The 25909-nt window shown below is 70.1% G+C and carries 24 protein-coding genes and 1 pseudogene; 11 read left to right on the top strand and 14 right to left on the bottom strand.

All coding sequences use genetic code 11. From position 1 onward, the window contains the following. Positions 1-75: 75 nt before the first annotated feature. Positions 76-180, bottom strand: a pseudogene (locus ACFPFQ_RS15610) (cold-shock protein); the annotation flags it as partial. Between the two features lie 366 nt (positions 181-546). Between ACFPFQ_RS15610 and ACFPFQ_RS15605 the strand changes: the two are divergent. Next, on the top strand, positions 547-1095 hold the full coding sequence (locus tag ACFPFQ_RS15605; protein ID WP_379619248.1) for an alpha/beta fold hydrolase: 549 nt from the start codon (positions 547-549) through the stop codon (positions 1093-1095). A gap of 158 nt (positions 1096-1253) precedes the next feature. Then, positions 1254-1634, top strand: a complete 381-nt coding sequence (locus ACFPFQ_RS15600) for a hypothetical protein (RefSeq protein ID WP_379619246.1) — start codon at positions 1254-1256, stop codon at positions 1632-1634. Between the two features lie 213 nt (positions 1635-1847). Here the strand turns inward: ACFPFQ_RS15600 and ACFPFQ_RS15595 are convergent, their stop codons facing one another. After that, the gene (locus ACFPFQ_RS15595; RefSeq protein ID WP_379619280.1) at positions 1848-3023 is read right to left on the bottom strand and encodes an MFS transporter; all 1176 of its coding nucleotides are present in this window, start codon (positions 3021-3023) and stop codon (positions 1848-1850) included. A 250-nt stretch (positions 3024-3273) separates the two neighbouring features. On the opposite strand from ACFPFQ_RS15595, the gene ACFPFQ_RS15590 reads away from it, so the two are divergent. From ACFPFQ_RS15590 to ACFPFQ_RS15570, 5 genes are read left to right on the top strand one after another with little or no spacing between them, the layout of a single operon-like run. Further along, positions 3274-6981 (top strand): nitrate reductase subunit alpha, encoded by a 3708-nt coding sequence (locus ACFPFQ_RS15590; RefSeq protein ID WP_379619244.1) that lies wholly within the window; start codon positions 3274-3276, stop codon positions 6979-6981. Next, positions 6981-8642, top strand: a complete 1662-nt coding sequence (narH, locus tag ACFPFQ_RS15585) for a nitrate reductase subunit beta (protein ID WP_379619242.1) — start codon at positions 6981-6983, stop codon at positions 8640-8642. The genes ACFPFQ_RS15590 and narH overlap by 1 nt, the downstream gene beginning before the upstream one ends. Further along, complete coding sequence (gene narJ, locus ACFPFQ_RS15580) at positions 8639-9268, top strand: nitrate reductase molybdenum cofactor assembly chaperone (protein WP_379619240.1); 630 nt, start codon at positions 8639-8641, stop codon at positions 9266-9268. The genes narH and narJ overlap by 4 nt, the downstream gene beginning before the upstream one ends. Next, on the top strand, positions 9265-9993 hold the full coding sequence (narI, locus tag ACFPFQ_RS15575; RefSeq protein ID WP_379619238.1) for a respiratory nitrate reductase subunit gamma: 729 nt from the start codon (positions 9265-9267) through the stop codon (positions 9991-9993). Before narJ ends, narI begins: the two co-directional genes overlap by 4 nt. 5 nt (positions 9994-9998) lie before the next feature. Further along, positions 9999-10343, top strand: coding sequence for a cupin domain-containing protein (locus ACFPFQ_RS15570; RefSeq protein ID WP_379619236.1), 345 nt, complete (start codon positions 9999-10001; stop codon positions 10341-10343). Positions 10344-10410: 67 nt separating this feature from the next. Here the strand turns inward: ACFPFQ_RS15570 and ACFPFQ_RS15565 are convergent, their stop codons facing one another. From ACFPFQ_RS15565 to ACFPFQ_RS15555, 3 genes are read right to left on the bottom strand one after another with little or no spacing between them, the layout of a single operon-like run. Beyond that, positions 10411-11031: a dihydrofolate reductase family protein gene (locus ACFPFQ_RS15565; RefSeq protein WP_379619234.1), complete on the bottom strand. Its 621-nt coding sequence runs from the start codon at positions 11029-11031 to the stop codon at positions 10411-10413. Next, the gene (locus ACFPFQ_RS15560; RefSeq protein WP_379619232.1) at positions 11031-11537 is read right to left on the bottom strand and encodes an SRPBCC family protein; all 507 of its coding nucleotides are present in this window, start codon (positions 11535-11537) and stop codon (positions 11031-11033) included. Before ACFPFQ_RS15560 ends, ACFPFQ_RS15565 begins: the two co-directional genes overlap by 1 nt. Further along, positions 11534-11881 (bottom strand): ArsR/SmtB family transcription factor, encoded by a 348-nt coding sequence (locus ACFPFQ_RS15555; RefSeq protein WP_379619230.1) that lies wholly within the window; start codon positions 11879-11881, stop codon positions 11534-11536. The genes ACFPFQ_RS15560 and ACFPFQ_RS15555 overlap by 4 nt, the downstream gene beginning before the upstream one ends. Before the next feature lie 583 nt (positions 11882-12464). Here ACFPFQ_RS15555 and ACFPFQ_RS15550 point away from each other — a divergent pair. Next, positions 12465-12863, top strand: coding sequence for a GNAT family N-acetyltransferase (locus ACFPFQ_RS15550; RefSeq protein WP_379619278.1), 399 nt, complete (start codon positions 12465-12467; stop codon positions 12861-12863). A 99-nt stretch (positions 12864-12962) separates the two neighbouring features. Here ACFPFQ_RS15550 and ACFPFQ_RS15545 read toward each other — a convergent pair whose 3' ends face one another. After that, complete coding sequence (locus ACFPFQ_RS15545; protein ID WP_379619228.1) at positions 12963-13484, bottom strand: hypothetical protein; 522 nt, start codon at positions 13482-13484, stop codon at positions 12963-12965. A 135-nt stretch (positions 13485-13619) separates the two neighbouring features. On the opposite strand from ACFPFQ_RS15545, the gene ACFPFQ_RS15540 reads away from it, so the two are divergent. Genes ACFPFQ_RS15540 through ACFPFQ_RS15530 form a run of 3 tightly spaced genes read left to right on the top strand, consistent with a single transcriptional unit; the run spans position 13620 to position 16311 of the window. Beyond that, a complete protein-coding gene (locus ACFPFQ_RS15540; protein WP_379619226.1) occupies positions 13620-14831 on the top strand; it encodes an alpha/beta hydrolase family protein in 1212 nt (403 codons plus the stop codon). A gap of 31 nt (positions 14832-14862) precedes the next feature. After that, a complete protein-coding gene (locus tag ACFPFQ_RS15535) occupies positions 14863-15396 on the top strand; it encodes a peptidylprolyl isomerase (protein ID WP_379619224.1) in 534 nt (177 codons plus the stop codon). A gap of 33 nt (positions 15397-15429) precedes the next feature. After that, entirely contained in the window at positions 15430-16311 is an 882-nt protein-coding gene (locus ACFPFQ_RS15530) for a rhomboid family intramembrane serine protease (RefSeq protein ID WP_379619222.1), read from the top strand. A 266-nt stretch (positions 16312-16577) separates the two neighbouring features. Here the strand turns inward: ACFPFQ_RS15530 and ACFPFQ_RS15525 are convergent, their stop codons facing one another. From ACFPFQ_RS15525 to ACFPFQ_RS15490, 8 genes are all read right to left on the bottom strand, one after another. Then, positions 16578-17024, bottom strand: a complete 447-nt coding sequence (locus ACFPFQ_RS15525) for a PH domain-containing protein (protein WP_379619220.1) — start codon at positions 17022-17024, stop codon at positions 16578-16580. A gap of 62 nt (positions 17025-17086) precedes the next feature. Next, on the bottom strand, positions 17087-17356 hold the full coding sequence (gene crgA / locus ACFPFQ_RS15520) for a cell division protein CrgA (protein WP_379619218.1): 270 nt from the start codon (positions 17354-17356) through the stop codon (positions 17087-17089). A gap of 183 nt (positions 17357-17539) precedes the next feature. After that, the gene (locus tag ACFPFQ_RS15515; protein WP_379619216.1) at positions 17540-18175 is read right to left on the bottom strand and encodes an aminodeoxychorismate/anthranilate synthase component II; all 636 of its coding nucleotides are present in this window, start codon (positions 18173-18175) and stop codon (positions 17540-17542) included. A gap of 81 nt (positions 18176-18256) precedes the next feature. Next, positions 18257-20206, bottom strand: coding sequence for a Stk1 family PASTA domain-containing Ser/Thr kinase (pknB, locus tag ACFPFQ_RS15510; RefSeq protein WP_379619214.1), 1950 nt, complete (start codon positions 20204-20206; stop codon positions 18257-18259). A gap of 109 nt (positions 20207-20315) precedes the next feature. Continuing rightward, complete coding sequence (locus ACFPFQ_RS15505) at positions 20316-21629, bottom strand: protein kinase domain-containing protein (RefSeq protein WP_417715030.1); 1314 nt, start codon at positions 21627-21629, stop codon at positions 20316-20318. Between the two features lie 2 nt (positions 21630-21631). Continuing rightward, the gene (locus ACFPFQ_RS15500) at positions 21632-23110 is read right to left on the bottom strand and encodes a peptidoglycan D,D-transpeptidase FtsI family protein (protein ID WP_379619211.1); all 1479 of its coding nucleotides are present in this window, start codon (positions 23108-23110) and stop codon (positions 21632-21634) included. Continuing rightward, positions 23107-24546 carry an FtsW/RodA/SpoVE family cell cycle protein gene (locus tag ACFPFQ_RS15495; RefSeq protein WP_379619209.1) on the bottom strand — a complete coding sequence of 480 codons (1440 nt, stop codon included), beginning with the start codon at positions 24544-24546 and terminating at the stop codon, positions 23107-23109. Before ACFPFQ_RS15495 ends, ACFPFQ_RS15500 begins: the two co-directional genes overlap by 4 nt. After that, a complete protein-coding gene (locus ACFPFQ_RS15490) occupies positions 24546-25904 on the bottom strand; it encodes a PP2C family protein-serine/threonine phosphatase (RefSeq protein ID WP_379619207.1) in 1359 nt (452 codons plus the stop codon). The genes ACFPFQ_RS15495 and ACFPFQ_RS15490 overlap by 1 nt, the downstream gene beginning before the upstream one ends. Between the last annotated feature and the right edge of the window lie 5 nt (positions 25905-25909).

Raw genomic sequence — 25909 nt, 5'->3', positions numbered from 1 at the left:
ACTTTTATCTGGCCACCAGCGGGGACCTACACCTGGCCATCAACGAGGACTTTCCCATGGCCACGGACAGCCGGCGTCGATCTCGGAGTAGTGCACGAAGACGTCAGCACCGCCCCCGTCGACGGCGATGAAGCCGAAGCCCTTCTCGCCGTTGAACCACTTCACAGTTCCCTGTGTCATGACTTTCTCCTTCTCTGCTGGATCCCGCACGACATGTGCGGGATCCGGCCGTATGAAGGCAGTACGTGCGCATCAGGATGATCTGCACGGCTTACCGCCTACGTGTTCCTGCGGCGTGCGTACACGAGCACCGAAACTGAAACGACCTGTCCACATCAGCAGCGACGGGCCCGGTTTCATTCCCGCGACGCCCGACCCGCGACGCCGGACACCGGCACGCGGATCTTCCGTCCCTGCCGCCACCGGGCCGCCTCGTCGTCCCGGCCGCCCGCGGGTCGTCGCCGCGGTCCGCGAACCTGCCCGCCGAGCCCGCGCTGCTCTACGAGGCCGCGGACCTCGCCCGCGGGATCGGTACGGAGACCGTGGTTGCCCACGCCGTCCCCGCGCATCAACCTGGTCGCCGAGGCGATCGTCGAGCAGTGGCTCAGCCGCGCCCTGCGGGCTGCGGCCCGTCGCCTCAGCGTCCTGCCAGGGCCGTCCGGGGTCGACCTCGATGAGGCGGTCACTGCGCTGGATTCCTTCGCCGACCGCGGCGCGCGGTCGGCGTTCGTGCACACCATCCGGTCGGTGCCGAGCTGGTCGGGCCGGCGCTGGGCCGGGACCGGACGGTTCTCCGTGCTCACCGGCATTCCGGTGCTGCTGGTCACCGGTCGGTCGGACGCGGTCATCCCGGCCGCCCACACCCGCAGCGCGCACGAACACCTCCCTGGGAGCAGGCTGGAGGTCCTTCGAGCAGGCCGGGCACTTCCCGCACGCCGAGCAACCCCACACGCTTCGCCCGGCTGCTCGTCGACTTCCTCGCCACCACAGACCCGGCCCGAGCTGACCTCGAGTCCCTGCGCCACCAGCTGCGCAGGTGAGGATCACATCCCGGTCCGACCCTGGTCCGCGAACCCCGTCCCGATCGGGACCTGAGCCCAGGCCGAATGTCCTTTCGTGTGAGGGTGCATCGGCCCTTTCCGCTCCCCAACCGGAGGACGACGCTCGGCGGCATGACAACGCCGAACCGAGCGCCGCAGCGACGTGTTCCCGACAATGTCGACCACGGGTCCCTCCCGGGCGGAAGCAGACCGTTGGAGCAGCTCTCGCCCGGCGAGCGCCGCGAGCGGGCCCACGCCGCACTCGCCGCACTGGGCCCGCGGCACGGACGGACCCGGCTGGAGGTGCGATGCGCAAGCGGCCACCATGTCGCAACGGTCAGCGAGTCACCCGACGGCATGCTGATCTACGCCACCACGATCGGGCCGCACAGCCACGGCAGCAACGACCGCGTCGACACCGGTCACGGGACCGGTGAGCACGGCCGCCCGTTCGTCGACTTCCTCGACACAGGCGGCCTCCCGAACCAGGAGGACGACCTGCCGGCCGGGTGCGAGTGCGGGCCCCGGATCCTCTCGCGCACCGCCTTGACCGACGCCGTGGCGAATCAGACCCGACATCTCCTCATCGACTGAACCGTGGTCCGGGCACCGCGTCGGAGACCGCCGTTCCGACGGGCTACCGGGTGGGGGCAGGGCGGCGCAGGGGTGGGTGCTCCGACGGTGCGCAGTCCCTCGTCATCGGTGAGCTGGATGGTCATGCCCGGGGCCCGAAACTTCAGCGGCGTCTCGAGGGCGGGATGCCGAGCACCAGGCCGAGCCGGGTGAAGGAGATGGCGGCTACGACCGTCATCGACGCGGCTGCCCGTGTGGGACCGCCTGCCGTGCGCGTCTGCGCACCGTCGTCGCGGTGAGTACGGCGGCCGTCGCGGCGGTCGCGGCGAGTAGGAGCAAACCGATCGTGAAGCTGCCGAAGACTCCGTACACAGCGCCCATGACCAACGGTGGGAAGAAGCCGCCGAGCCCGCCTGCGGCTCCGACGACGCCTGTGACCGCGCCGACCTGGCCAGCCGGGACGAGCTTGGCCACCAAGGCGAACACGGCACCGGTGCCGGCGCCGAGCGCCGCGGCCGCGCCGAGGAAGGCGACCGTGCCGATGGGGACGAGCGGGAACGTGAACGACGCGAGAACGGCGAACAGCGCAACGGCGGAGTAGGAGCCGATGAGCACGATCACGGGCTCGATCCGGTCCGAGAGCCAGCCACCGACGGGACGCATGACGACTGCGAGGACGACGAACCCCGCGGTGCGCAACGCGGCGTCGCCGCGGTCCAGGTGGAACGCCGTGACGAGGTAGGTGGGCAGGTAGACGCTGAAGGCGACGAAGCCGCCGAATGCGACGGCGTAGAGGAACGACATCTGCAGCGTCACGGGCATGCGGAGGGTCGCGTTCAGTCGGCCGAGCATGGTGCCTGCCGCGATCTGGCGGTCGGGGCGGTCGCGCAGCAACAGGTAGGCCAGTGCGGAGTAGCCGACCAGAACTCCCGCGACGATGTCGAACGGGAAGCTGTGCCCGGCGGCTGCGGTCAGCTGCACGGTCGTGAACGCGGAGATGGCGGTGCCGCCCATGCCGGCCCCGAAGACGCCCAGTGCCAGGCCGCGACGCGTCGGCGGGTACCAGGAGTTGACGAAGGGGATGCCGATCGCGAATGTCGTGCCGCCGAGCCCGAGGAAGAACCCGCCCACGAGGTAGCCGGTCAACGAGTCCGCGAAGTGCCCGAGGTAGAGCACCGGCACGACGGTCAGGAGCGCGACGGCAGGAAACATGCGCCTGGCCCCGAGACGGTCGGCGAGCGCACCGACCGGGATACGGCCGAGCGAGCCCACGAGGACCGGTACGGCCACCAGCAGTGACTGCTGGAAGGCACTGAGGTGCAGTTGCTCCCGCAGTGTTGCACCGAGCGGGGAAAGGAGCGCCCAGGCCCAGAACGTCACCGCGAATCCGACAGTGGCGACCGCGAGCATCACCCCGGCCTGGGATGCGGACGACGGTGCGGCGGGTGTACGCCCTGGCGCAGTCGACTCTGTCACGGCATCCTCCATATCGACAGACGACCGGTGCCCCGGACTCAGGCGGGACCATCCGACGTCGATTCTGTGCGGTACGCGAAGTGATCGACAGGTGGCCAACGGCCTCCGAGACGGGACCTTCGGCATTACCGGGCAGGCATCCGGCCCTGTCAGCCTCGGTGCGACGCATTCGACGGAGGCAAGGATGACCCTCGACACGGGCAGCACCGCAGGACGAGATGGCGGCGGTACGGACGGCCCAGCGGCCGATGCGCTGCTTCGGACCGGGCGCTTCTTCACGCGGCGGGAGACCTCCGACGACCTGCGCGCGGTCTTTCGCCATGGCGGCCGCGATGGGGATGCGTTCTATCGGGACCGGTGGAGCCACGACAAGGTCGTGCGGTCCACGCATGGGGTGAACTGCACGGGTTCGTGCTCGTGGAAGGTCTACGTCAAAGACGGGATCATCACCTGGGAGACCCAGCAGACCGACTATCCCTCGGTGGGGCCGGACTCCCCGGAGTACGAGCCGCGCGGTTGTCCGCGGGGTGCGGCGTTCTCCTGGTACACGTACTCGCCGACGCGGGTGCGGTACCCGTACGCCCGTGGAGTGTTGGTCGAGATGTACCGCGAGGCGAAGGCCCGGCTCGGTGACCCGGTGGCGGCGTGGGCCGAGGTCACCACCGACCCGGAGAAGCGCCGTCGCTATCAGTCCGCCCGCGGCAAGGGCGGGCACGTACGGGTCTCCTGGGACGAGGCGGTGGAGATCGTCGCTGCCGCGCACGTGCACACGATCAAGACCGTGGGCCCGGACCGGATCGCCGGCTTCTCCCCGATTCCGGCCATGTCGATGGTCAGCCACGCCGTGGGGTCGCGGTTCATCGAGCTGATCGGCGGGTCGATGACGTCGTTCTACGACTGGTACGCGGACCTACCGGTAGCGTCGCCGCAGGTGTTCGGGGACCAGACCGATGTCCCTGAGTCCGGTGATTGGTGGAACGCCACCTACCTGCTCATGTGGGGCTCGAACGTGCCGGTCACGCGCACACCGGATGCGCACTGGATGGCCGAGGCCCGCTACAAGGGGCAGAAGGTCGTCGTCATCTCCCCGGACTACGCCGACAACACGAAGTTCGCCGACACCTGGCTTCCGGCACAGCCCGGCACCGACGGTGCGCTGGCGATGGCCATGGGCCATGTGATGCTCAAGGAGTTCTTCGTCGACCGGCGGGTGCCGTTCTTCGTCGACTACGTGCAGCGCTACACGGACCTGCCGTTCCTGGTGACCCTCGCCGAGCGCGACGGTGCGTTCGTGCCGGGCAAGTTCCTCACCGCCGCTGACCTGGGTGACACCGCCGACGGCGCGGCATGGAAGACGGTGCTACTCGATGGCCGCACCGGCGACCCGGTCGTGCCGAACGGGTCGATGGGGTTCCGCCACACCGACGGCGGCGCGGGCCGGTGGAACCTCGACCTCGGCGACGTGGCGCCGCAACTGACCATGCTCGACGGCCAGTCCGCCGAGGTACTTCTGCCGCGTTTCGACGCCCTGAACGGCACCGGCGGGGTGCTGCACCGCGGCGTACCGGTCAGGCGGGTGGCAGGCCGGCTGGTGACCACCGTGTTCGATCTGATGCTCGCCCAGTACGGCGTGTACCGCGAGGGGCTGCCGGGCACCTGGCCGACCGGCTACGAGGATCCCGCCGAGCCCTACACCCCGGCCTGGCAGGAGCCGATCACCTCCGTACCCGCCGAGCACGTCGAGCGCATCGCCCGCGAGATGGCGGTCAATGCGGAGGAGTCCGAGGGCCGAACCATGATCATCATGGGTGCGGGGATCTGTCAGTGGTTCCACGGCGACGCCACCTACCGTGCGGTACTGGCGCTGCTCATGCTCACCGGGTCGATGGGCCGCAACGGCGGTGGCTGGGCGCACTACGTGGGACAGGAGAAGTGCCGGCCGGTCACCGGCTGGGCCACGATGGCGGGCGCGACGGACTGGCAGCGCCCGCCTCGGCAGATGATCGGCACCGCATTCTGGTACACCCACACCGACCAGTGGCGCTACGACGGCTACCGGGCCGATGCCCTCACCTCGCCGCTCGCGAAGGGCCAGCTGGCCGGGATGCACACGATGGACACCATCGCGCTGTCCACGCGACTGGGATGGATGCCCTCCTATCCGCAGTTCGATCGCAACCCTCTCGACCTGGCCGACGAGATCGGGGAAGGTGACGTCGCCGGCGATGTCGCCCGTCGGCTGCAGGAAGGCTCACTGAGGTTCGCGATCGAGGATCCCGACGCACCGGAGAACTGGCCGCGCTGCCTCACATTGTGGCGGGCCAACCTGCTGGGGTCCTCGGCCAAGGGCGACGAGTACTTCCTGCGACACCTGCTCGGCACGCACGACAACCTGCAGGCCGAGCAGACCCCGCCCGAGCTTCGCCCGCGCGACGTCGTGTGGCACGACGGCGAGCCCCCGAAGGGCAAGCTCGACCTGTTGCTGTCGCTGGACTTCCGGATGACCAGCTCCACCCTGCTGTCCGACGTCGTGCTCCCGGCCGCAACCTGGTACGAGAAGCACGACCTCAACACCACCGACATGCACCCCTTCGTGCACGCGTTCACTCCGGCGATCGACCCGCCCTTCGAGTCCCGGACCGATTTCGACGCCTTCCATGCGATCGCCCGCCGCTTCTCCGAGCTCGCCCGTACCCACCTCGGAGTGCGGCGCGACATCGTCGCCGTCCCACTGCAGCACGACACCCCCGGTGAGACGTCCCAGCCCGGCGGCCGGGTCCTGGACTGGCGGGCCGGGGAGGTGGCGGCGGTCCCGGGCCGGACGATGCCGAACTTCGTGACGGTCGAGCGCGACTACCCGGCCGTTGCGGACAAGATGGCCGCGATCGGCCCGCTGATCGACCGCCTGGGTATGACCACCAAGGCCGTCACCTATCACCCCGACGAAGAGGTCGGCTACCTCGCGGCGAAGAACGGGGTGATGTTCGGCGGCGCGGGGGACGGGCGCCCGGCGATCGACACCGACGCCAAGATGGCGGAGGCGATCCTCGCGCTCTCGGCCACCACCAACGGACGGCTGGCCGTGCAGGGCTTCCGGCAGCTGGAGCGGCGCACCGGCACGCGCCTGGCCGACCTCGCCGAGGGCAGCGAGGAGAAGCGGATCACCTTCGCCGACACCCAGGCCCGTCCGGTACCGGTGATCACGAGCCCGGAGTGGTCGGGCAGTGAGACCGGTGGGCGGCGCTACGCGCCCTTCACCGTCAACGTGGAACGGCTGAAGCCATGGCACACCCTGACCGGGCGGATGCACTTCCTGCTCGACCACGACTGGATCCACGAGTTCGGGGAGACACTGCCGATCTACCGGGTGCCGCTGGACATGCACCGGCTCTTCGGTGAACCGGAGATCGGCACGCGCGGCGCCGACGGAGCATCGGTGACCGTCCGGTACCTGACGCCACACTCGAAGTGGTCGATCCACTCCGAGTACCAGGACAACCTGTTCATGCTCTCGCTCTCCCGGGGCGGCCCGGTGGTGTGGATGAGCGAGCCCGACGCCACGTCGATCGGCGTGAAGGACAACGACTGGGTCGAGGCGGTCAACCGCAACGGCGTGATGGTGCTGCGCGCGATAGTCACCCACCGGATTCCAGCCGGCACCGTGTTCGTCTACCACGCTCAGGAGCGGGTGGTGAACGTGCCGAAGTCGGAGGCGACCGGGCGTCGTGGCGGCATCCACAACTCGCTGACCCGGATCCTGGTCAAACCCACGCACCTCATCGGCGGCTACGCGCAGCTGTCCTTTGCCTTCAACTACTTCGGCCCGACCGGCAATCAGCGTGACGAGGTCACGGTCGTCCGGCGCCGAACCAGCCAGCGGGTGGAGTACTGATGCATGTGATGGCCCAGATGGGCATGGTCATGAACCTCGACAAGTGCATCGGCTGCCACACCTGCTCGGTGACCTGCAAACAGGCGTGGACCAACCGGGGCGGCGTCGAGTACGCCTGGTTCAACAACGTGGAGACCCGACCCGGCCAGGGCTACCCACGCCGCTACGAGGACCAGGAGCGGTGGAAGGGCGGCTGGGTGCGCAACCGCCGTGGTCGCCTCACGCTCAAGGCCGGCGGCCGGGTCCGGAAGCTGCTGTCGATCTTCGCGAACCCGGTGCTGCCGAACATTCGCGACTACTACGAGCCGTGGACCTACGACTACGAGATGCTCACCGACGCCCCGCTCGGTGACGACTTCCCCGTCGCGCAGCCGAAGTCGCTGCTGACCGGAGAGCCGATGGCCGTGGAGTGGAGCGCCAACTGGGACGACGACCTGGGCGGCGCACCCGAGCACGGGCCGCAGGACCCGATCGTGGAACGACTCCGCGCCGAGTCGGAGACGGCGGTGAAGTTCAGCTACGAGCAGGCATTCATGTTCTTCCTGCCGCGCATCTGCGAGCACTGCCTCAACCCGTCGTGCGTGGCGTCGTGCCCGTCGGGGGCGATGTACAAGCGCGCCGAGGACGGCATCGTCCTCGTCGACCAGGATCAGTGCCGGGGCTGGCGGATGTGCGTCACCGGCTGCCCGTACAAGAAGGTCTACTTCAACCATCGCACCGGCAAGGCCGAGAAATGCACGTTCTGCTACCCGCGTGTCGAGGTCGGGCTGCCCACGGTCTGTGCCGAGACCTGCGTGGGACGGCTGCGCTACATCGGGCTGTTCCTCTACGACGCCGACCGGGTCACGGCAGCCGCATCGGTCGAGAACGAACACGACCTCTACGAGGCGCAGCTGGACCTCCTACTGGACCCGGCCGACCCCGCCGTGATCGCCCAGGCCCGCCGCGACGGCATCGCCGAGGACTGGCTCGACGCAGCCCGCCGCTCACCGGTGTACAAGCTGGCCAAGGACTACCGAGTGGCGCTGCCGCTGCATCCGGAGTTCCGCACGATGCCGATGGTCTGGTACATCCCACCGCTGTCACCGGTGGTGGACCGGCTCACCGAGACCGGCCACGACGGCGAGTCCGCGGGCAACCTGTTCGGCGCGATCGACGCGCTGCGCATCCCGATCGGCTACCTCGCCGAGCTGTTCACCGCAGGCGACACCGCACCCGTGCGCCGGGTGCTGCAGAAGCTGGCCGCGATGCGCTCCTACATGCGTGACGTGTCGCTGGACCGGCCGCGCGACGAGTCCATCGCAACAGCGGTCGGTATGACCGGTGGCGAGCTCGTCGAGATGTACCGGCTGCTGGGCATCGCGAAGTACGAGGAGCGTTATGTCATCCCCACCGCCTACGAGGGCGACGCCCACGAGCTGGAGGAGATCGGCTGCAGCCTCGACGTCGAGGGCGGTCCAGGGATGACCGGCAGTGGTCCGTTCGGTGAGGGCTCGGGCACACCCGTGCCGGTCTCGGTCGAGACGTTCCAGGCGCTTCGTGAACGTCAGACCAGCGACCACGTCACCGACACCGGGCAACCCGGAGCCCGGGTCAATCTCCTCAACTGGGATGGCAAGGGGAGCCCGGCCGGGTTGTTCCCGCCCCGAGGGGCCCGATGAACGCGCGCGACCAGGCCGTGGTGCTGCAGGCGGCCTCGGTCTGTCTGCGCTACCCCGACGAGGCCCTGCTGGCGCTGATGCCGGTGGTACGCGACGCCGTCGACGCGCTACGCCCTGGACCGCCCCGCGAACGGCTCGGGTACTTCCTCGACACCGCCGCGGCCACCGCACCCGAGCGGGCGGCACAACACTATGTCGAGGTGTTCGACACCCGACGCCGATGCTGTCTCTACCTCACCTGGTGGACCGATGGCGAAACCCGCCGCAGGGGAGCAGCCCTGGCCGGACTCAAGGCCCGCTATCGCGAGGCCGGTGTGGAGTTCGAGGACCCCGAACTGCCCGATTTCCTGCCTGCCGTCCTCGAGTTCGCTGCTACGGCGGATCTCGCCGGTGGCTTGCGGTTGCTGCAGGAGCACCGGCCCGGCATCGAGCTGCTACGCCTGGCTCTTCTCGATGCCGGCACCCCATATGCAGCCCCCGTGGAGGCGGTCTGCGCCCTGTTGCCGGGAGCGTCGCCCGCCGACGTCGCCGCAGCCAAGGCGCTCGCCAGAAGCGGCCCGCCCCGTGAGCAGGTCGGCCTCGATCTCGCCCCGTTCGGCGCCATTCCCGCAGGAGGACCCTCATGACCCCGCTCGACGTGCTGCTGTGGGGTGTGGCGCCCTACGTCATGGTTGTCGTGCTGGTCGGCGGCACGGTCTGGCGCTACCGTTACGACAAGTTCGGCTGGACCACCCGCTCCTCGGAGCTCTACGAGTCACGGCTGCTGCGCATCGGTAGCCCGCTGTTCCACTTCGGGCTCCTCGTGGTGATCATCGGACATGTCATTGGGCTGATAATCCCCAAGAGCTGGACCGACGCCGTCGGGCTCAGCCAGGAGGCCTACCACGTGCAGGCGCTGCTGCTGGGCAGCGTCGCCGGGATCTCCACGCTTGTCGGGATCGGCATTCTGATCTACCGGCGGCGCACCACCGGGCCGGTGTTCCGGGCCACCACGGGCAACGACAAGCTGATGTACGTCGTGCTCGTCGCGGCCATCGTGGCAGGCCTGACCACCACCCTGCTCGGTGCAACCGGCGGCGAGGAGCACAACTACCGGCTCACCGTCTCGCCGTGGTTCCGGTCACTGTTCATCCTGCAACCCGACATCACGGCGATGAGCCGGGCCGGTTTGGCCTTCCAGTTGCATGCACTCATCGGTATGGCCCTGTTCACCATCTGGCCCTTCACGCGTCTCGTGCACGCCTTCACGGCCCCCTTCGGGTACCTGTTCCGGCCCTACGTCGTCTACCGCTCACGATCCGCAGGCGCGGCCACACGACCTGCGCGCCGCGGCTGGGAAAGGATTGGATGACCGCAATGCAGAAGATCTCGCTCGACGCCCTCGTCCGGCACCACCTCGACACGGCGCGGGCCAATTCCAGCGGCCGCAGTGCCACGACCGTCCATGGTGGACACGAACACCTGCTTCGGCAGACGCTCATCGCCCTGCGGGCGGGATCATCCCTCGCCGAACACGACAGCCCTGGGGAGGCCACGATCCACGTACTGCACGGACGCGTACGACTCAGCGCGGGCCGCGACTCCTGGGACGGGCGCCACGGCGACCTCCTGATAGTGCCGGCCGCCGCCCACAGCCTCCATGCGCTCGAAGATGCAACAGTCCTGCTGACCGTCGTGAAGGCCGCCGTCGTGGCGAAATGATCGCGAGGCCGGGCGGTGTGACGGGCCGGGCCTCGGAACGAGACGTCACGGTCATGCGCGTCGGGGTTCACCGCTCCCGGACCGCGTAGGTCAGGTGGGTCACCCGGTTCGATGGTTCGGCGCGCACCTGATCCAGGGCCACGCGGTCCGCGTCCACGCCCTCGAACAGGCGGATCCCGGAGCCGAACACCACGGGCGCGAGCGCGGTCGAGAACTCGTCGATCAGGCCCGCGTTCACGTACTCCACGATCGTTGCGCCGCCGCCCGCGATGCGGACGTCCCGGTCGCCTGCGGCCTCTCGGGCCTGGTCGAGCGCGGACTCGATGCCGTCGTTGACGAAGTGGAAGGTGGTCCCACCGGGCCGCTCCCAGGGGTCGCGCTTCTCGTGCGTCACGACGAAGACCGGCGTGTGGAACGGTGCCTCCTCCGGCCACATCCGCTCGCCGGCGTCGAACATGCGCTTGCCCATGACGCTTGCGCCGGTGCGCAGATGTGTCCCGCGCGCGATGTCGTTGTCGAGCCCTTCCTCGCCGCCCTCGCCGAACTGCAGGTTCTCCCGCATGAACCGCGTCGGGAGTACCCACTGCTGCAGTTCCAGCCACTGCTGCCCCATCAGGTCCGCGCTGGACTCGGGTGCGATGAAACCGTCCAGCGACATCGACACGCTGAAGAACACCTTGCCGGCCATCAGTCCTCAACTCCCTTCCGCACGATCTCGGTGACGTAGGCAGCCAGGTTGTTCAGGGTCTGCTGGCCGCCCTCGACCGCGTGGTACTTCTCGGCGGCCTCGTCGCGCAGCTCCTTGGTGCGGAACACCGTGCGCATCTCGATCCGGGTCGCCGCGCCGTCAGGCGCGAACACCAGGACCGCATCGAAGGCGTTCGGGTCACCGCGGGACTCACCGTGCAGGAGCGTGATCCGCTCCGACGGGGTGATCTCGGTCCAGGTGATCCACTCCGGGTAGTCCGTCCCGTCCGGCCCGTGCATCACGAAGTCCCACTCCCCGCCGACGCGGAACTCGAACGCCCGCGTGGTGGTGGTGAACCCCTCCGGTCCCCACCACCGCGACAGGTGCCGGACCTCGGTGAACGCCTCGAACACCAGCTCCGGTGGGGCACCGATGACCCGGGAGACCACGATCTCGCGGTCGGCCGTCGCGGACTGCGTCGACGCTACTGGGCCCGTGGGATTCATCGGCACTCCTCGTGCCGTGCCCGCTTCAGGTCCTGCACGTACGCGTCCAGCCGGTCGAAGCTCTCGTTCCAGAACCGCTCGAACCCGCCGGTCCACTCGTGAACCGGGCGCAGCCCGCGGGCGTCGAGGCCGTAGAGGCGCTGCTTGCCCGCCTTGCGGTCCCGCACCAGACCGACCTCCCGGAGCACCCGCAGGTGTTTGGACGCCCCGGGCAGGGTCAACCCCAGCTCGTGGGCCACCTGGGTCACCGGCCCCTCACCTGCTCGCAGCAGCACCAGGATCTCGCGGCGCTGCTGCTCGCCGATCGCGTTGAAGACGTCCGACGTCGTCGTTGCTCGTGCCATGGCCGCAAACATATTCCGATATCAGAAAACGTCAAGCCAGTGCTCCACTCCGCCTCGGGAGCGGGCACCCAGGTCCCGGGCCGGGCACGTGCCGGACCGGGACACCGGCTGCGGTCAGCCGCGCGCCCACCAGATCCACAGCGCGAGCAATTTATCGTCATCTTGAAGAAAATAAGGTCCAGCGGCGCTGTGCCAGGTGAGCGAGGTTTTTTCGTCTGACTGACACAAAATATTTCCGAGATGAGCCGGTTCCACGTGAAACAACCCGTTGGGCTCGAACGGTCAGATCGAGCCCCGGCGCACCGATGAGTTCGACGCTCGACCGCGGTCACTGCTCCGGTACCCATCAGGAAGAGGACGCATGAGTCTGTCGAAGGTCGTCTCACGCGACTCGGTCGGCAGGAGGAGTGGGAGGAGCCGAAGGGTCGCGCCGAGCCCGCTCGCCGCGCGATGCCCGACTTCGTCGAGTGAGATCCCGGCTGCCACGATCGGAGGCGTGACGGCACTTCAGACGTTGACCGCGGGCGGCGCCACCTACTCGGTGCGCCGGGCTCGCCGTGACGACCTACCCGCTCTCGTGGCGATGCTCGCCGACGACCCACTCGGCAGCATCCGGGAGGGCGCGACGCCGGAGGCGTACGGGTCGGCGTTCGACCTGATCGACGCCGATCCGAACCAGCTGCTGGCGTGCCTGGTTACGGAGCCGGGTGCGGTCGTGGGCATGCTCCAGCTCACCACGATCCCCGGCCTGTCCCGGGGTGGTGCACTGCGTGGGCAGATCGAGGCGGTGCGGATCCACTCGGCGCACCGCGGCGCCGGGCTGGGATCGCCGTTCCTGCAGTGGGCCGTCGACGAGGCCCGCCGCCGCGGCTGCGTGCTGGTGCAGCTGACCACCGACCGCTCCCGCGCCGATGCGCACCGCTTCTACGAGCGGCTGGGGTTCGTCGACAGCCACCTCGGGTTCAAGCTGGTCCTCACGTAGCGGTCCTCGGGACACCCCCGACGCGAACGAGCGGCGCGTTCGTCCAGCGGATGTGGACGAACGCGCCGCTCGTTCGGAGAATCGGCGAGACCGGGTGGGTCAGCTCAGTGCGTTGCCCTCGAGCGCCTTGCCGGCCATGGCCTTGCTGGCCATGCCCTCCACCTGCTTGGCCATGGCGGGGTCGGGGAGAGCCCCCACCTTGTTCTGGTCCGTGAGCTGCTTGGGGCTCGCCTCCGGCGCGTGCACCTGGCCCGCGAGATCCTGCGGCTTCACGACCTGGTCGGCCGGAGCGGGCAGCGGCGCGGTGCCGGTCGCCTGCATGACCTGCTCGGTGTCCACCGTGCTGGGGTCGGGCAGCGTCGGGCCTGCGGTGTTGAACGTGGGGCCCTGGAAGGTGAACAGCATCGGCAGTTCCGACACGTTGCTCGGGACCGCGGGAATCTTGCCGATCATGCCGTTCGCCGGGGCAGCCGGAGCGGCCGGAGCGATGGCATCGGTCGCACCGGCTGCGGGGGCGAGGTCGGGAGCGGCGAAGGCTGGGGTGGCAATGCCGACGCCGATGGCGGCGATACCGGCCGCCGCGGCGGTCGTGTGGAGGGTGCGCCGGGCGAGGCTGCTCATGAAACGAATCCCTTCGGGGCGGGGCGTCAGGTTCGACGGTGATCTGCAGACATCAACGAAGTTCCACGGATCTGGTTGTGCCCGCACGAGATTTCCGGCCGTTGTTCACTCGTTACGGTGGCCACGATTGCGCAGGTGGGGAGCCTCCTGGACAAGGGGCCCACCCTGTGTAGATCTATTGCGCCCGACCCCGAATCGATCGGGGTCACCCCCTGCCGGATCATCGGTGCCGTGGCGGTACTGCAGCGGGTTGGAACGGCGTTGGGTGTCGGTATCGGGGCCGGCGCGGCCGGGATCGGCTGGTTCTACTCCACGGTCCTGCTCGACCCGACGCCGCGGCCGGAGTACCCCGAGCTGGTTGTCGCGTCCGACGCCACGTCGATCGTGCTGGCCGCCACCCGGCTCACGAGCCAGCCCGGCACGTGGGGCCTGCGCTGGCCCGAGGGGCTGGCGGCCGTCGGGCCGGTCACCGGCACGCGGCCGGGAGCGGTGGTCCGCTCCCGGCTCGGCGGACCGATCCCGGCCCCGGGTACCGCGGTCCAGCTCGACACCGTGCCGTTCGACCCGGACCCCGGCGCCGTCGGGCTGGCGTTCGCCGATGTCGAGATCGCCACGGAGGTCGGCCCGTGCCCGGCGTGGGAGGTGCCGGCCGCCGGTGCCTCCCGGGCCGACACCTGGGTCGTGCTCGTGCACGGACGGGGCGGTTCGCGCCGGGAGGCACTGCGCGTCCTGCCGACCCTGCATGCGCGCGGCTTCTCGGCGCTTGCCATCACCTACCGCAACGACGTCGAGGCGCCCCGGAGCCCGGACGGCCACTACCACCTCGGCGACACCGAGTGGACCGACCTCGAGGCAGGCGTCCGTCATGCCGTCGCGCACGGGGCCCGCCGGATCGTGTTGTTCGGCTGGTCGATGGGTGGGGCGATCATCGGCGCGTTCCTCGACCGCTCCCCGCTGGCGGCACAGGTGGCCGCCGTGGTGTGGGATGCGCCGCTGGTGGACTGGCGGGCCACCCTGCGCCAGCAGGCCCGCAACCGCCGGCTGCCGCCCGGCCTCACGCCGCTGGCGACGACGTTCGCGAGCAGGCGGATCGGGATCGACTTCGACCGCTTCGACCTGCTGCGCCACCCGCCGACCGTGCGCCCTCCCACGTTGCTCATCCACAGCACCGAGGACACGGCCGTGCCGGTGGGACCGAGCCGTGCGCTGGCCGCCGCCGCGCCCACCCTCGACTGGCCCATGCAGTACATCGAGGTGCTCGGTGTGGAGCACACCGGGTCGTGGAACGCAGCCCCCGCCGCCTACGAGCAGGCCCTCGACCAGTTCCTTCTGGCAGTGCTGCGCTGACGGCGAGCCGCGGTGCTGGCACGATGGCAGGGTGACCGAACCAGGCAACTCGAAGAACACAGCGACGCTGAAGACGAACAAGGGCGACATCCGCATCAACTTGTTCCCCGACCACGCGCCGAAGACCGTCGACAACTTCGTGGGCCTCGCCCGCGGGGACAAGGCCTACACCACCACCAACGCGAGTGGCGGCAGCTCCGGCCCGTTCTACGACGGCTCCGTCTTCCACCGCGTCATCGGCGGCTTCATGCTCCAGGGCGGCGACCCCACCGGCACCGGCCGCGGCGGCCCCGGCTACCAGTTCGCCGACGAGTTCCACCCGGAACTGCGTTTCGACAAGCCGTACCTGCTGGCCATGGCCAACGCAGGCCCCGGGACCAACGGCTCGCAGTTCTTCATCACCGTCGGCCCCACGCCGCACCTCAACCGCAAGCACACCATCTTCGGTGAGGTGGCCGACGCGGAGTCCCGCGCCGTCGTCGACGCCATCGCCACCGCGCCCACCGACCGCTCGGACCGGCCGCTCAGCGAGGTCGTCATCGAGCACGTCGAGATCGCCGACTAGTACGGGTCCCCAGCCCGTTCCCAGGAGCTCCCGTTGACCCACCCCGCCGGGCCACCACAACCCCCGCAGGCAGGCGGACCGCCACCTCCTGCGGTCTGCGTCCGGCATCCGGACCGTCCCACCGGGGTGGCGTGCACCCGGTGCGGCCGGCCGGCCTGCCCGGAGTGCCTGCGGGAGGCGTCGGTCGGGTACCAGTGCGTCGACTGCGTCGCCGAGGGCTCCCGCACCGTGCGTCGCGGCACCACGCTCGCCGGGGCCGAGCCGCGCCGTGGTCGGCCGGTCGTCACCCAGACGCTCATCGCGGTGAACCTGGCCGCGTTCGTCTGGACCGTGGTGCAGGCCCGCAGCCTGATGGGCAACAACGCCTCCGCGTTCTTCCAGACGTTCGCGCTGGTGCCCAGCCAGGTGGCCGACGGCGAGTGGTGGCGGCTCGTCACGGTGGGGTTCCTGCATTTCGGCCCGCTCCACATCGCCTCGAACATGTACGCGCTGTGGGTGCTCGGCAGGGAGCTGGAGCCGCTGCTGGGCAGAACCCGCTTCCTCGGCGTCTACCTGCTGGGCCTGCTCGGCGGCTCGGCGGCCGTGATGCTGTTCTCGAACCCCGACGGTGGCGTCGTCGGGGCATCCACGGCGGTGTTCGGGCTGATGGGCGGGCTGGCCGTGGTGATGCGCCGGCTCAAGGTGCCCATGGGCCAGGTCGTCGGCCTCATCGTGGTGAACCTGGTGATCACCTTCGTGCTGCCGTTCATCTCGGTGGCCGGGCACCTGGGCGGGTTGGTGGTGGGCACGCTCGCCACCGCTGCGCTCATCTACGCGCCAGCGGCCCGTCGCAACGCCGTGCAGGGGGCCGCACTGGCGGCCCTGCTGGTGATCGTGGTGGCTGCGTGCGCGCTCGGTGTGGTCCTCATCAGCTGAACCACCGCGTCCGGCAGACGAACGACGACGGCGGGGACCCGGTACCGGGTCCCCGCCGTTCTCGTCGAAACAAGTGGTCAGTCAGGCGTCCCGCAGCCGCACCCTGAAGCGCAGCCGTCGGTGCCTCGCATGGAGGTCCTCGTCATCTGACTCCCTTCTTTCGCGGATGTCCGAGAGTAAGCCCCGTCACACGTCAGCACGAGCCCTCTCTCGGGCGACGGGGGGACACCCTCGGTCAGATCCGGCTGCTGCATGTGGGTTACCGGCTAGGACGGGCGGAGGGCGAGCAGTTCGGGGACCACGTCCTCAGGATCGGCGGCGAGGTCCAACCGGCCGAAGACGAGGAGCTGCTCCGTGCCGTCGGCGCGCACGGTGTCGATCTCCAGCATCGAGGAGTTGCGGCCCAGCCTGCGCACCTGCAGGACCCGGACGCCCGTGACGAGCGGCCACGGGTGGTGCTGCGATCGCAGCAGCCCGCCGACCGTCAGCCCGTCGGCGTCGGCACGCAGTCGTGGCCGCGCGCGCGTGCCGAACAGGGCCGCGACCCCGAGCACGACAGCGGCGACACCCACGATCAGCCGCCCGGCCGGGTCGGATCCGGAGATCCAGAGACCGGCGCAGCCGGCGGCGGCCAGTGCCGCACCGATCCATCCACAGGCAACGAGCCCGACCGCTGGACTCCACTCGCGGAGGCCCTCCGAATGATCACTCACGGTAACTTATCCACAGCGTTTGTCCACACTGGGGACTACTTACACCCATGTGTTTATGCTGGTCAGCGCCATCTCATCGTCATCAGGAGGCCGATTACGATGAGTGAGAATCCGATGAGGAAGTTGAACGGGCCGAGCGCGGTCATGAACGGGATCGAGTCGGCGGCGAGGTAGTTGACCACGAGCCAGGCCAGCCCGATGAGCATCAGGCCGAGCATCACCGCGATGTAGATGGGGTGCGTCGGGCCCGCGACCTTGACCGGTGTGGTGCTCCGGCTGTCGTTGGACGGCGGGGTGTAGACCGTCTTCTTCCGGACCTTCGACTTCGGCATCGTTGACCTCGCGTGACGGAGTGCAGGCGCGGGAACACCGGTCGGCTCCTCGCGTGTGGCCTCCACGGTATCGCGCCGGGGACAGGGCTGTCCGTGGCGGCGGGCCGAACCCGCAGGTTGGCGGGTACCGAGACCGGCCCTACGGCGCGCTGAGCGCGCTGCTGGCGACGTGCGAGCGGCGGATCAGGCGCGGGCGCTGAGCTCCGCCATCTCGGCCGTCAGAGCGGCGACAGTCGGTTCAGCGACGGGGTGGCCCGCGAGTTCCATCCAGTTGGCGAGCATCCGGTGGCCGTCCTGCGTCAGCACCGACTCCGGGTGGAACTGCACGCCGTGGATCGGCAGCGAGCGGTGCCGCAGCGCCATGATCACGCCATTGTCGGTGCGACCGGTGACCTCGAGCTCGGCGGGCATCGTGTCCGGCCGGATCGACAGCGAGTGGTACCGCGTGCCGACGAACGGATCCGGCAGGCCGGCCAGCACGCCGTCACCGGTGTGGTGCACCAGCGACGTCTTGCCGTGCAGGAGTTCCGGGGCGCGCTCCACGACACCGCCCCACGTCACACCGATGGCCTGGTGGCCGAGGCACACGCCGAGCGTCGGGAGCTGCTGGCGGGCCGCGCGCCGGATCACCTCGATGCTGGCGCCCGCCCGCTCCGGAGTGCCGGGGCCGGGGCTGACCAGCACGCCGTCAACGTCATCCAGCTCGTCGAGATCGACCTCGTCGTTGCGTCGCACCACCGTGTCGGCACCGAGCTGCGCCAGGTACTGCACGAGGTTGTAGACGAAGCTGTCGTAGTTGTCGATCACGAGCACGCGCATGTCAACAGTCTCCCCGACGGCGGGCCGGGGCGTCGCCCCAGTTCCCGTTTGTCCAGTTCCCGCTACTCAGTTGCCGCCCACTCAGTTGCCGAACGTGCCGCCGGGGAACTTGCCGACCGTCAGGACGATCTGCTGGTTGGAGTCGGCCCGCGAGTTGGCCGCAGGCGTCTGGCTCAGCACCTTGCCGTCGTCATTGCGGTTGGTGACGGTCTGCGGCGTCTGGCTGATGTTGTTGTACCCCTGCGACCGCAGCTGGGTGGCCGCATCGTCGAGGGACATGCCCTTGACGTTGGGGACGCGGCCGTTGCCGGTGCCACCGCCGTTGGGATCGCCGTTGACGTAGAGCGTGACGGCGGAGCCCTTCGCGACCTGGCTGTTGGCGGCCGGATCCGTGCCGGCGGCCGTGCCGTCGTCGCCGTTGCCCGCGTCGGCCTGCTGCACGGTGACGACCAGGCCCAGGTCGGTGAGCTTCTTCTGGGCGTCGGCGGTCTTGGAGCCCTTGACGTCCGGAATGGTGATCTTGGTGGGGGCAACGCCGACGACGATGTCGACCTTGCTGCCACCGGCCACATCGGTGCCGGGGGCCGGGTTGGACGACACGACCTTGTCGATCTTGCTGGTGTCGGAGGTCTCCTGCGTGGTGGTGTTGCCCAGCACGAGACCGCGGGCCTTGAGCTGCTTGTCGGCGTCGGCCGACGAGAGGTTCAGGATGGCGGGCACCGACACCGACGCCGGGCCGCCGCCGATGTTCAGCGTGACCGTGGTGCCCGCCGGCGTCGACGAACCGGCCGGGGGCGTGGTGGAGATGACCTTGTCCTTCTGGTCGAGGCTGGACTCGACCTTCACCGACGGCTGAGTCAGCCGCAGGCCCAGCCCGATCAGCGTGTTGCCGGCCTGGGTCTCGGTCTGGCCGACCAGCGACGGGATGGACACCTGCTTGGCTGCCGGCGGTCCGCTCAGCAACTGGTAGGCGACGAACCCGACGGCGGCCAGCGCGACGACGACGCCCGCGATGATGGCGATCAGCCTGCCGGTGCGGCGCCGTGGCTCGTCGTCGTAGTAGTCGTCGTAGCCCGCCGCAGGCGGCGGCGCGTGCCGCCCGCCGTTGAGCCGGCGGGTGGGCCCGGTGCCGGGCCCGGCGGCGAGCATCGCGGTGCGCTCGTCGTCGCTCATGACGGCCGGGGCCATCGGGCTCTGCCCGCTGCGGACGCGCACCAGATCGGTGCGCATCTCGGCAGCCGACTGGTACCGGTTGGCGGGGTTCTTCGACAGCGCCTTGAGCACCACCGAGTCGAGCTCCGGCGGGATGCTCGGGTTGACGGTGGACGGGCGCTTCGGATCCTCGCGGACGTGCTGGTACGCCACGGCGACCGGGGTGTCGCCGGTGAACGGCGGCTCGCCCGTGAGCAGTTCGTAGAGCACGCAACCCGCCGCGTAGACGTCGCTACGGGCGTCGACCGCCTCGCCGCGTGCCTGCTCGGGGGACAGGTACTGGGCGGTGCCGATGACAGCCGCGGTCTGGGTGACGTTCTGGCCCTCGCCCAGTGCCCGCGCGATGCCGAAGTCCATGACCTTCACCGCGCCGGCGCGGTTGATCATGATGTTGGCCGGCTTCACGTCGCGGTGGATGATCTGGTGGCGGTGGCTGAAGTCGAGCGCTGCGCAGACGTCGGCCATCACCTCGATGACCTTCTGCTGCGTCATCGGTCCGGAGGTCTTGACGATCTCGCGCAGCGTCTGGCCGTCGACGTACTCCATGACGATGTAGGGCAGCGGGCCGAACTCGCTCTGCACCTCGCCCGTGTCGTAGACCGAGACGATGGCCGGGTGGTTCAGGGAGGCCGCGTTCTGGGCCTCGCGCCGGAACCGCATCTGGAACTGGGGATCGCGGGCCAGGTCGGCGCGCAGCACCTTGACCGCGACGTCGCGGCCCAGTCGGGTGTCGAGCCCGCGATGCACCTCGGACATGCCGCCGTAGCCGAGCACCTCGCCCAGCTCATAGCGCTCGGACAACAGTCGGGGGGTGGTCATCGCTGCCGGTTCCTGGTGGTCTCGAGTGATTCGGACATCATGCCGGGCTGCCGTGCTGGCCGAGGTGTCGCGCTCGCCACCCACGCGCCGGATCGACGGCTGTGAGGGCTCATCGGACCGTCCCGGCGGCGATCACCGTGGCGGTCGACCCGCCCTCCCAGTGCATCACGGTACCGGGCGGGGCACCCTGGGGTGTGGACGTCGGTGGGGTTGCGTCACCGCTCGCCGTGCTGCCCAGACCGCGCAGCACGAAGACCCCGACAACGACCGCTGCCAGCGTCAACAGGACGAAGAGCACCAACAGGAGCGTCCGGTTCGAACGGCCTGCCGGTTGCAGCTGCAACGGCCGGGTGGCCTCGTGGCGGGGCGGCAGTTGCGGTCGCACCGGCGGGGCCACGGCCGCCACCGGTCGCGACGGCGGTGCCTCCCGGTGCCGGACGGGCCGGCGCTCGGGCTCGGGTTCGGGGGGCTGCGTCACGAGGGGTTGCGGCTCCGCGACAGGCGCGACCGGGGGTGGCGTGGACAGGCTCACCGCGGGGCGGGCCCTGGCCGGGGTGAACACCGTGCCGGGTGGCGCGCCGGGCGCGGGTGCCTGCTCGCCGCGGCGAACGGCCGCCACCGCGGCGGCGAACTCGCCGCCGGTGGCGTAGCGCTCCGTGGGGTCCTTGACGAGCACGGCCTCGATCAGCTCGCGCACCGCCCGGGGAACGGTGTTGGGCAGCGGCGGCGGTTCGTCGCGGACCTGCATCATGGCGACGGCCACGGCGCTCTCGGCGCGGAACGGGCGGTGCCCGGCGAGGCACTCGTAGCCGACGATCCCCAGCGAGTAGACGTCGCCGGCCGGTCCGGCCTCCGCACCACTGGCCTGCTCGGGTGCGATGTAGTGGGCGGTGCCCATCACCATGCCCGACCTCGTGACCGGTACGGCGTCGGCTGCCTTGGCGATGCCGAAGTCGGTGAGCTTCACCAGCCCGTCGGTGCGGACGAGGATGTTGCCCGGTTTGACGTCGCGGTGCACGAAACCGCGCTCGTGCGCAGCCTGCAGCGCCCAGGCGGCCTCTTCGATCAGGCGCAGCGTCTCGTCGGTCTCGATGGGGCCGCGGGAGATCAGCGTGGACAGCGGATCGCCGCGGACGAGCTCCATGACCAGGTAGGCGGTGCGGCGACCACCCGGGCCGTCGTCCTCGCCGTAGTCGAAGACCGCGGCGATGCCGTTGTGGTCGAGCGACGCGACGGTGCGGGCCTCGATGCGGAAGCGGTGGAGGAACTCCGGGTCGTCGGAGAGCTCGGGGCGCAGCACTTTGACCGCGACGCTGCGGCCCAGGCGCGTGTCGGAGGCCTCCCAGACCTCCCCCATGCCGCCGACGGCGATGCGGCGTTCGAGCAGGTACCGATCGGCGATCTTCTGCCCGGCGGCGAGCACGGTCATCGGCCGGCCGCCTTCCCGAGCCCGGCGGCGATCACGGCACGCGCGATCGGGCCCGCGATGGCGCCACCGGTGGCGGCGAGGTTGTTGGAGTCGCCACCGGACTCGACCACGACGGCCACGGCGATCTGCGGGTTCTGCGCCGGTGCGAAGCCGACGTACCAGACGTGCGGCGGCGTGGTCCGCGGGTTGACCCCGTGCTCGGCGGTGCCCGTCTTCGCCGCGATCTGCACACCCTGGATCTTGCCGGTGTTGGCGTAGGAGTTCTCGTTGTTGACCATCAGGTCGGTCATGGTGCGTGCGACGCCGGCATCGATCGCCTGGCCGAGCCGCACCGGTGCGGTGGTGCTGACCGTCTCGAGCTCCTGGCTCTGGATCTCCTTGATCAGGTACGGCGCCATGACCTGCCCGCCGTTGGCGATGGCGGCCACGATCATCGCGTTCTGCAGCGGGGTGAGCGCCACGTCGCGCTGGCCGATGCCGGACTGCTCCAGCGCCGCGGTGTCGGGGATGTCGCCGATAGTGGACGTCTCCACGGGCATCGGGATGGTGAGGTCCTTCCCGATGCCGAAGGCCTCCGCCTGCTTGCGGATGGCGTCCTCGCCGAGCTGGCCGGCGAGCTCGGCGAACGCGGTGTTGCAGGAGCGCTGCAGCGCATCCTTGAGCGAGGCCGTGGCACTGGTGCCGCAGGCGTTGCCGTTGTAGTTCTCCAACGGCGTGTTGCTGCCGGTCAGCGTGATGCTCGACGCGGCGGTGAGCTGGCTGTCGGGGGTGTAGCGCCCGCTCGAGAGCGCCGCGGCCACGTCGATCAGCTTGAACGTGGAGCCCGGGGGGTAGGTGGCCGAGATGGCGCGGTTGATCAGCACCGACGGGTTGGCCGTGTTGACCTTCGAGAAGGCGGCGTTCTCCTCGGAGGCGTTCTGGCTGACCAGCGGATTCGGGTCGAACGACGGTGTGGAGGCCATCGCGAGGATCTCGCCGGTCTGCGGGCGCAGCGCGACGACGGCGCCCGCGTAGTTCTTGCGCGCCAGCTGGTCGTAGGCGACCTTCTGGATATCGGGGTCGATCGTGAGCGCGACGTTGCCGCCGCTCGGATCGCGACCGGTGACCAGGTCGGAGAGACGCTTGCCGAACAGGCGGTCGTCGCTGCCGTTGAGCACGTCGTCGGCCGCGTGCTCGATACCGCTGGACCCGTGGGTGACCGAGAAGTAGCCGGTGAGATCGGCGTAGAGCGGCCCGTCGGTGTACTTGCGCTGGTAGCGCAGCCGGCCGTCGGTCTCGATGCTGCTGGCCAGCGTCTGGCCCTGTGCCGTGATCTGGCCCCGCTTGCGGGAGTACTCGGCGAGCAGCACCCGCTTGTTGCGGGGGTCGGTGCGGTAGTCGCCCGCCTTGACCACCTGGACGTAGGTGAGGTTGGCCATCAGCAGCAGGATCATGACCATCACCGCGATGGCGATGCGGCGTACCGGCGTGTTCACGTCGGCCGCTCCACCAGCTCCGTGCCCGCCTCGGCGAGCGGCACCTGGGGGGTGGCCGGCCGGCGGGGCAGCGGTGCCCGCGCCGCGCTCGACACGCGCAGCAGCAGCGCGACCAGCGCGTAGTTCGCCACGAGCGACGAGCCGCCGTAGGACAGGAACGGCAGGGTGAGGCCGGTGAGCGGGATCAGCTTGGACGCCCCGCCGATGACGATGAACACCTGCAGTGCCAGCGCGAACGCCAGCCCCGTCGCCAGCAGCTTGCCGAAGCTGTCACGCACTGCGAGCGCGCTGCGCAGCCCCCGGGTGATCAGCACCAGGTAGATGACGAGGATGGCGGCGAGCCCGATGAGCCCGAGCTCCTCACCGAGCGAGGAGAGCATGAAGTCGCTGTCGGCGAAGGGCACCAGGTCCGGGCGCCCCGCGCCGAGACCGGTGCCGCCGACGCCGCCGGTGCCGAGACCGAACAGTGCCTGCCCGATCTGGTAGCCGGCGTTGTCGAAGTCGGCGAACGGGTCCATCCAGATCTGCACACGGGTGCGCACGTGACCGAAGAGCTGGTAGGCGATCACGCAGCCGCCGACGAAGAACAGCAGGCCGATGACCATCCACGAGACGCGTTCGGTGGCCGCGTACAGCAGCACCAGCACGATGCCGAAGAACAGCAGCGATGTGCCCAGGTCGCGCTCGAGCACGAGTACCCCGACCGAGAGGCCCCACGCGAGTACCAGCGGCGCCAGGTCGCGGGCGCGCGGCAGCTCCATCCCGAGGAACCGGCGGCCCGCGGTGGTGAACAGCTCGCGCTTCTGCACGAGGAACGCCGCGAAGAACACGATCAGCAGGATCTTGGCGAACTCGCCGGGCTGGATGCCTGCCGGGCCGATCCGGATCCACAGCTTCGCGCCGTTGACCTCGGAGATCGACGACGGGAGCAGGCCGGGCAGCGCCAGCAGCACGATGCCGACGAACCCCGCGGTGTAGCCGTAGCGCGCCAACGTGCGGTGGTCGCGGACCAGCCACATCACGGCCACGAACAGTGCGAGTCCGATGGCCGTCCAGATGACCTGGCGGCCGATCTCGTCGGCGGGGATCGTGGTGCCGTTGGCCTTGGCGGCCTCGACGTTGGCCAGGTCGAGTCGGTGGATCATGACGAGACCCAGCCCGTTGAGCAGGGCGACGCAGGGGAGGATCAGCGGGTCGGCGTACGGCGCGAACTTGCGCACGGCCAGGTGGGCCACGGTGAACAGGCCGAGGTAGGCCAGCCCGACGAACAGCAGCGACCGGGTGAGCTCCTGCGACGTGTTGGCCTCCACCAGCACCAGCGCGCCCGTGACCAGCACGGCGGCGAACGCCAGCAGGATCAGCTCGATGCCGCGCCCCGTCGGGAGGGGCGAGGGTGCGGCCGGCGCCCGGCCCGGCGCGCTGCCGACCACCGCCATCAGCTCACCGACCGGCAGGTCGTTCCGGGCGTGAGCGTGGAGGTCGGGAGCGGCGTGCTCTCGACGGGGGGGACGCCGGGGATCGGCGGGGTGCCGGACGCGGCGGGATCGGGGGTGGGCGTGGGGGCGGCGGTGCCGGTCGGGGTGGCCGGGGGGCACGGCGGCAGCATGTCGTGGCGCAGCCGCTCGACGAGCGCGCGCGCACCCGGCAGGCCCATCTCGACGATCTGCCCGGCCAGCACCTGGTTGCGGGCGGCCTCGGGCAGGTCGGACAGCTTGACGTCGGTGGGCTCGGCCACCTGGTGCAGCGCGACGCCCAGCACCGACCCCCGGACACCCTGGTAGATCACCACCTGCTTGCCGGCGTCGTCGGCGCCGACGTAGTACTCCTGCAGCACCAGGATGCGCGCGACGATCACCGCGGCGGCCAGCACGAGCAGCACCGCGATCACGGCCAGCACGATGCGCAACCGGGAGCGCCGCCGCGCGGCGGGCGGCTCGGCCACCGGCTCGATGCGCTGCGGCGTGGCCCTGGTCATGGTGGTGGCCGAGGCGCGGGCCGCCGCCGAGTCGGGTGGCGGGGCGTCCTCGCTGCCGTCACCGACCGCGCCGCCCATGATCGGGGCGTCCTCGCCGAAGTCGATGTCGACGACGTCGGCCACGATGCAGGTGATGTTGTCGGGCCCACCGCCGCGCAGCGCGAGGTCGATCATGCGGTCGGCGCACTCGCGGGGATCGCGGTAGGCAGCGAGCGTCTCGGCGAGCGTCTCGTCGCTGACGACGCCCGACAGCCCGTCGGAGCACAGCAGGTAGCGATCGCCTGCCCGCGCCTCGCGGATGGTCAGCGAGGGGTCGACGTCCTGGCCGGTGATGGCGCGCAGCAGCAGCGACCGCTGCGGGTGCGTGTGCGCCTCCTCCTCGGTGATGCGGCCCTCGTCGATCAACGACTGGACGAACGTGTCGTCCTTGGTGATCTGGCTGAAGGACTGGTCACGCAGCTGGTAGGCGCGTGAGTCCCCGATGTGGACGAGCCCCAGCCGGGAGCCGGCGAACAGGATGGCCGTGAGCGTGGTGCCCATGCCCTCCAGATCGGGGGCGTCGGCGACGTGCCGGGTGATGGCGGCGTTGCCCTCGACCGTGGCCTCGCGGAGCTCGGCGAGCAGGTCGTCACCGGGATCGTCCTCGTCGAGGGGTGCGAGCGCCGAGATCACGAGTGACGACGCGACCTCACCGGCCGCGTGCCCGCCCATGCCGTCGGCGAGCGCCAGCAGCCGAGGACCGGCGTAGACCGCGTCCTGGTTGTTCTGCCGGACGAGCCCGCGGTCGCTGCGGGCGGAGTAGCGCAGGACAAGCGTCATCGTGC

The sequence above is a fragment of the Pseudonocardia sp. GCM10023141 genome, from assembly GCF_042653605.1.
The sequence above is the reverse complement of the archived record's forward strand: the minus strand, read 5'-3'. Positions and strand labels throughout refer to the sequence as shown.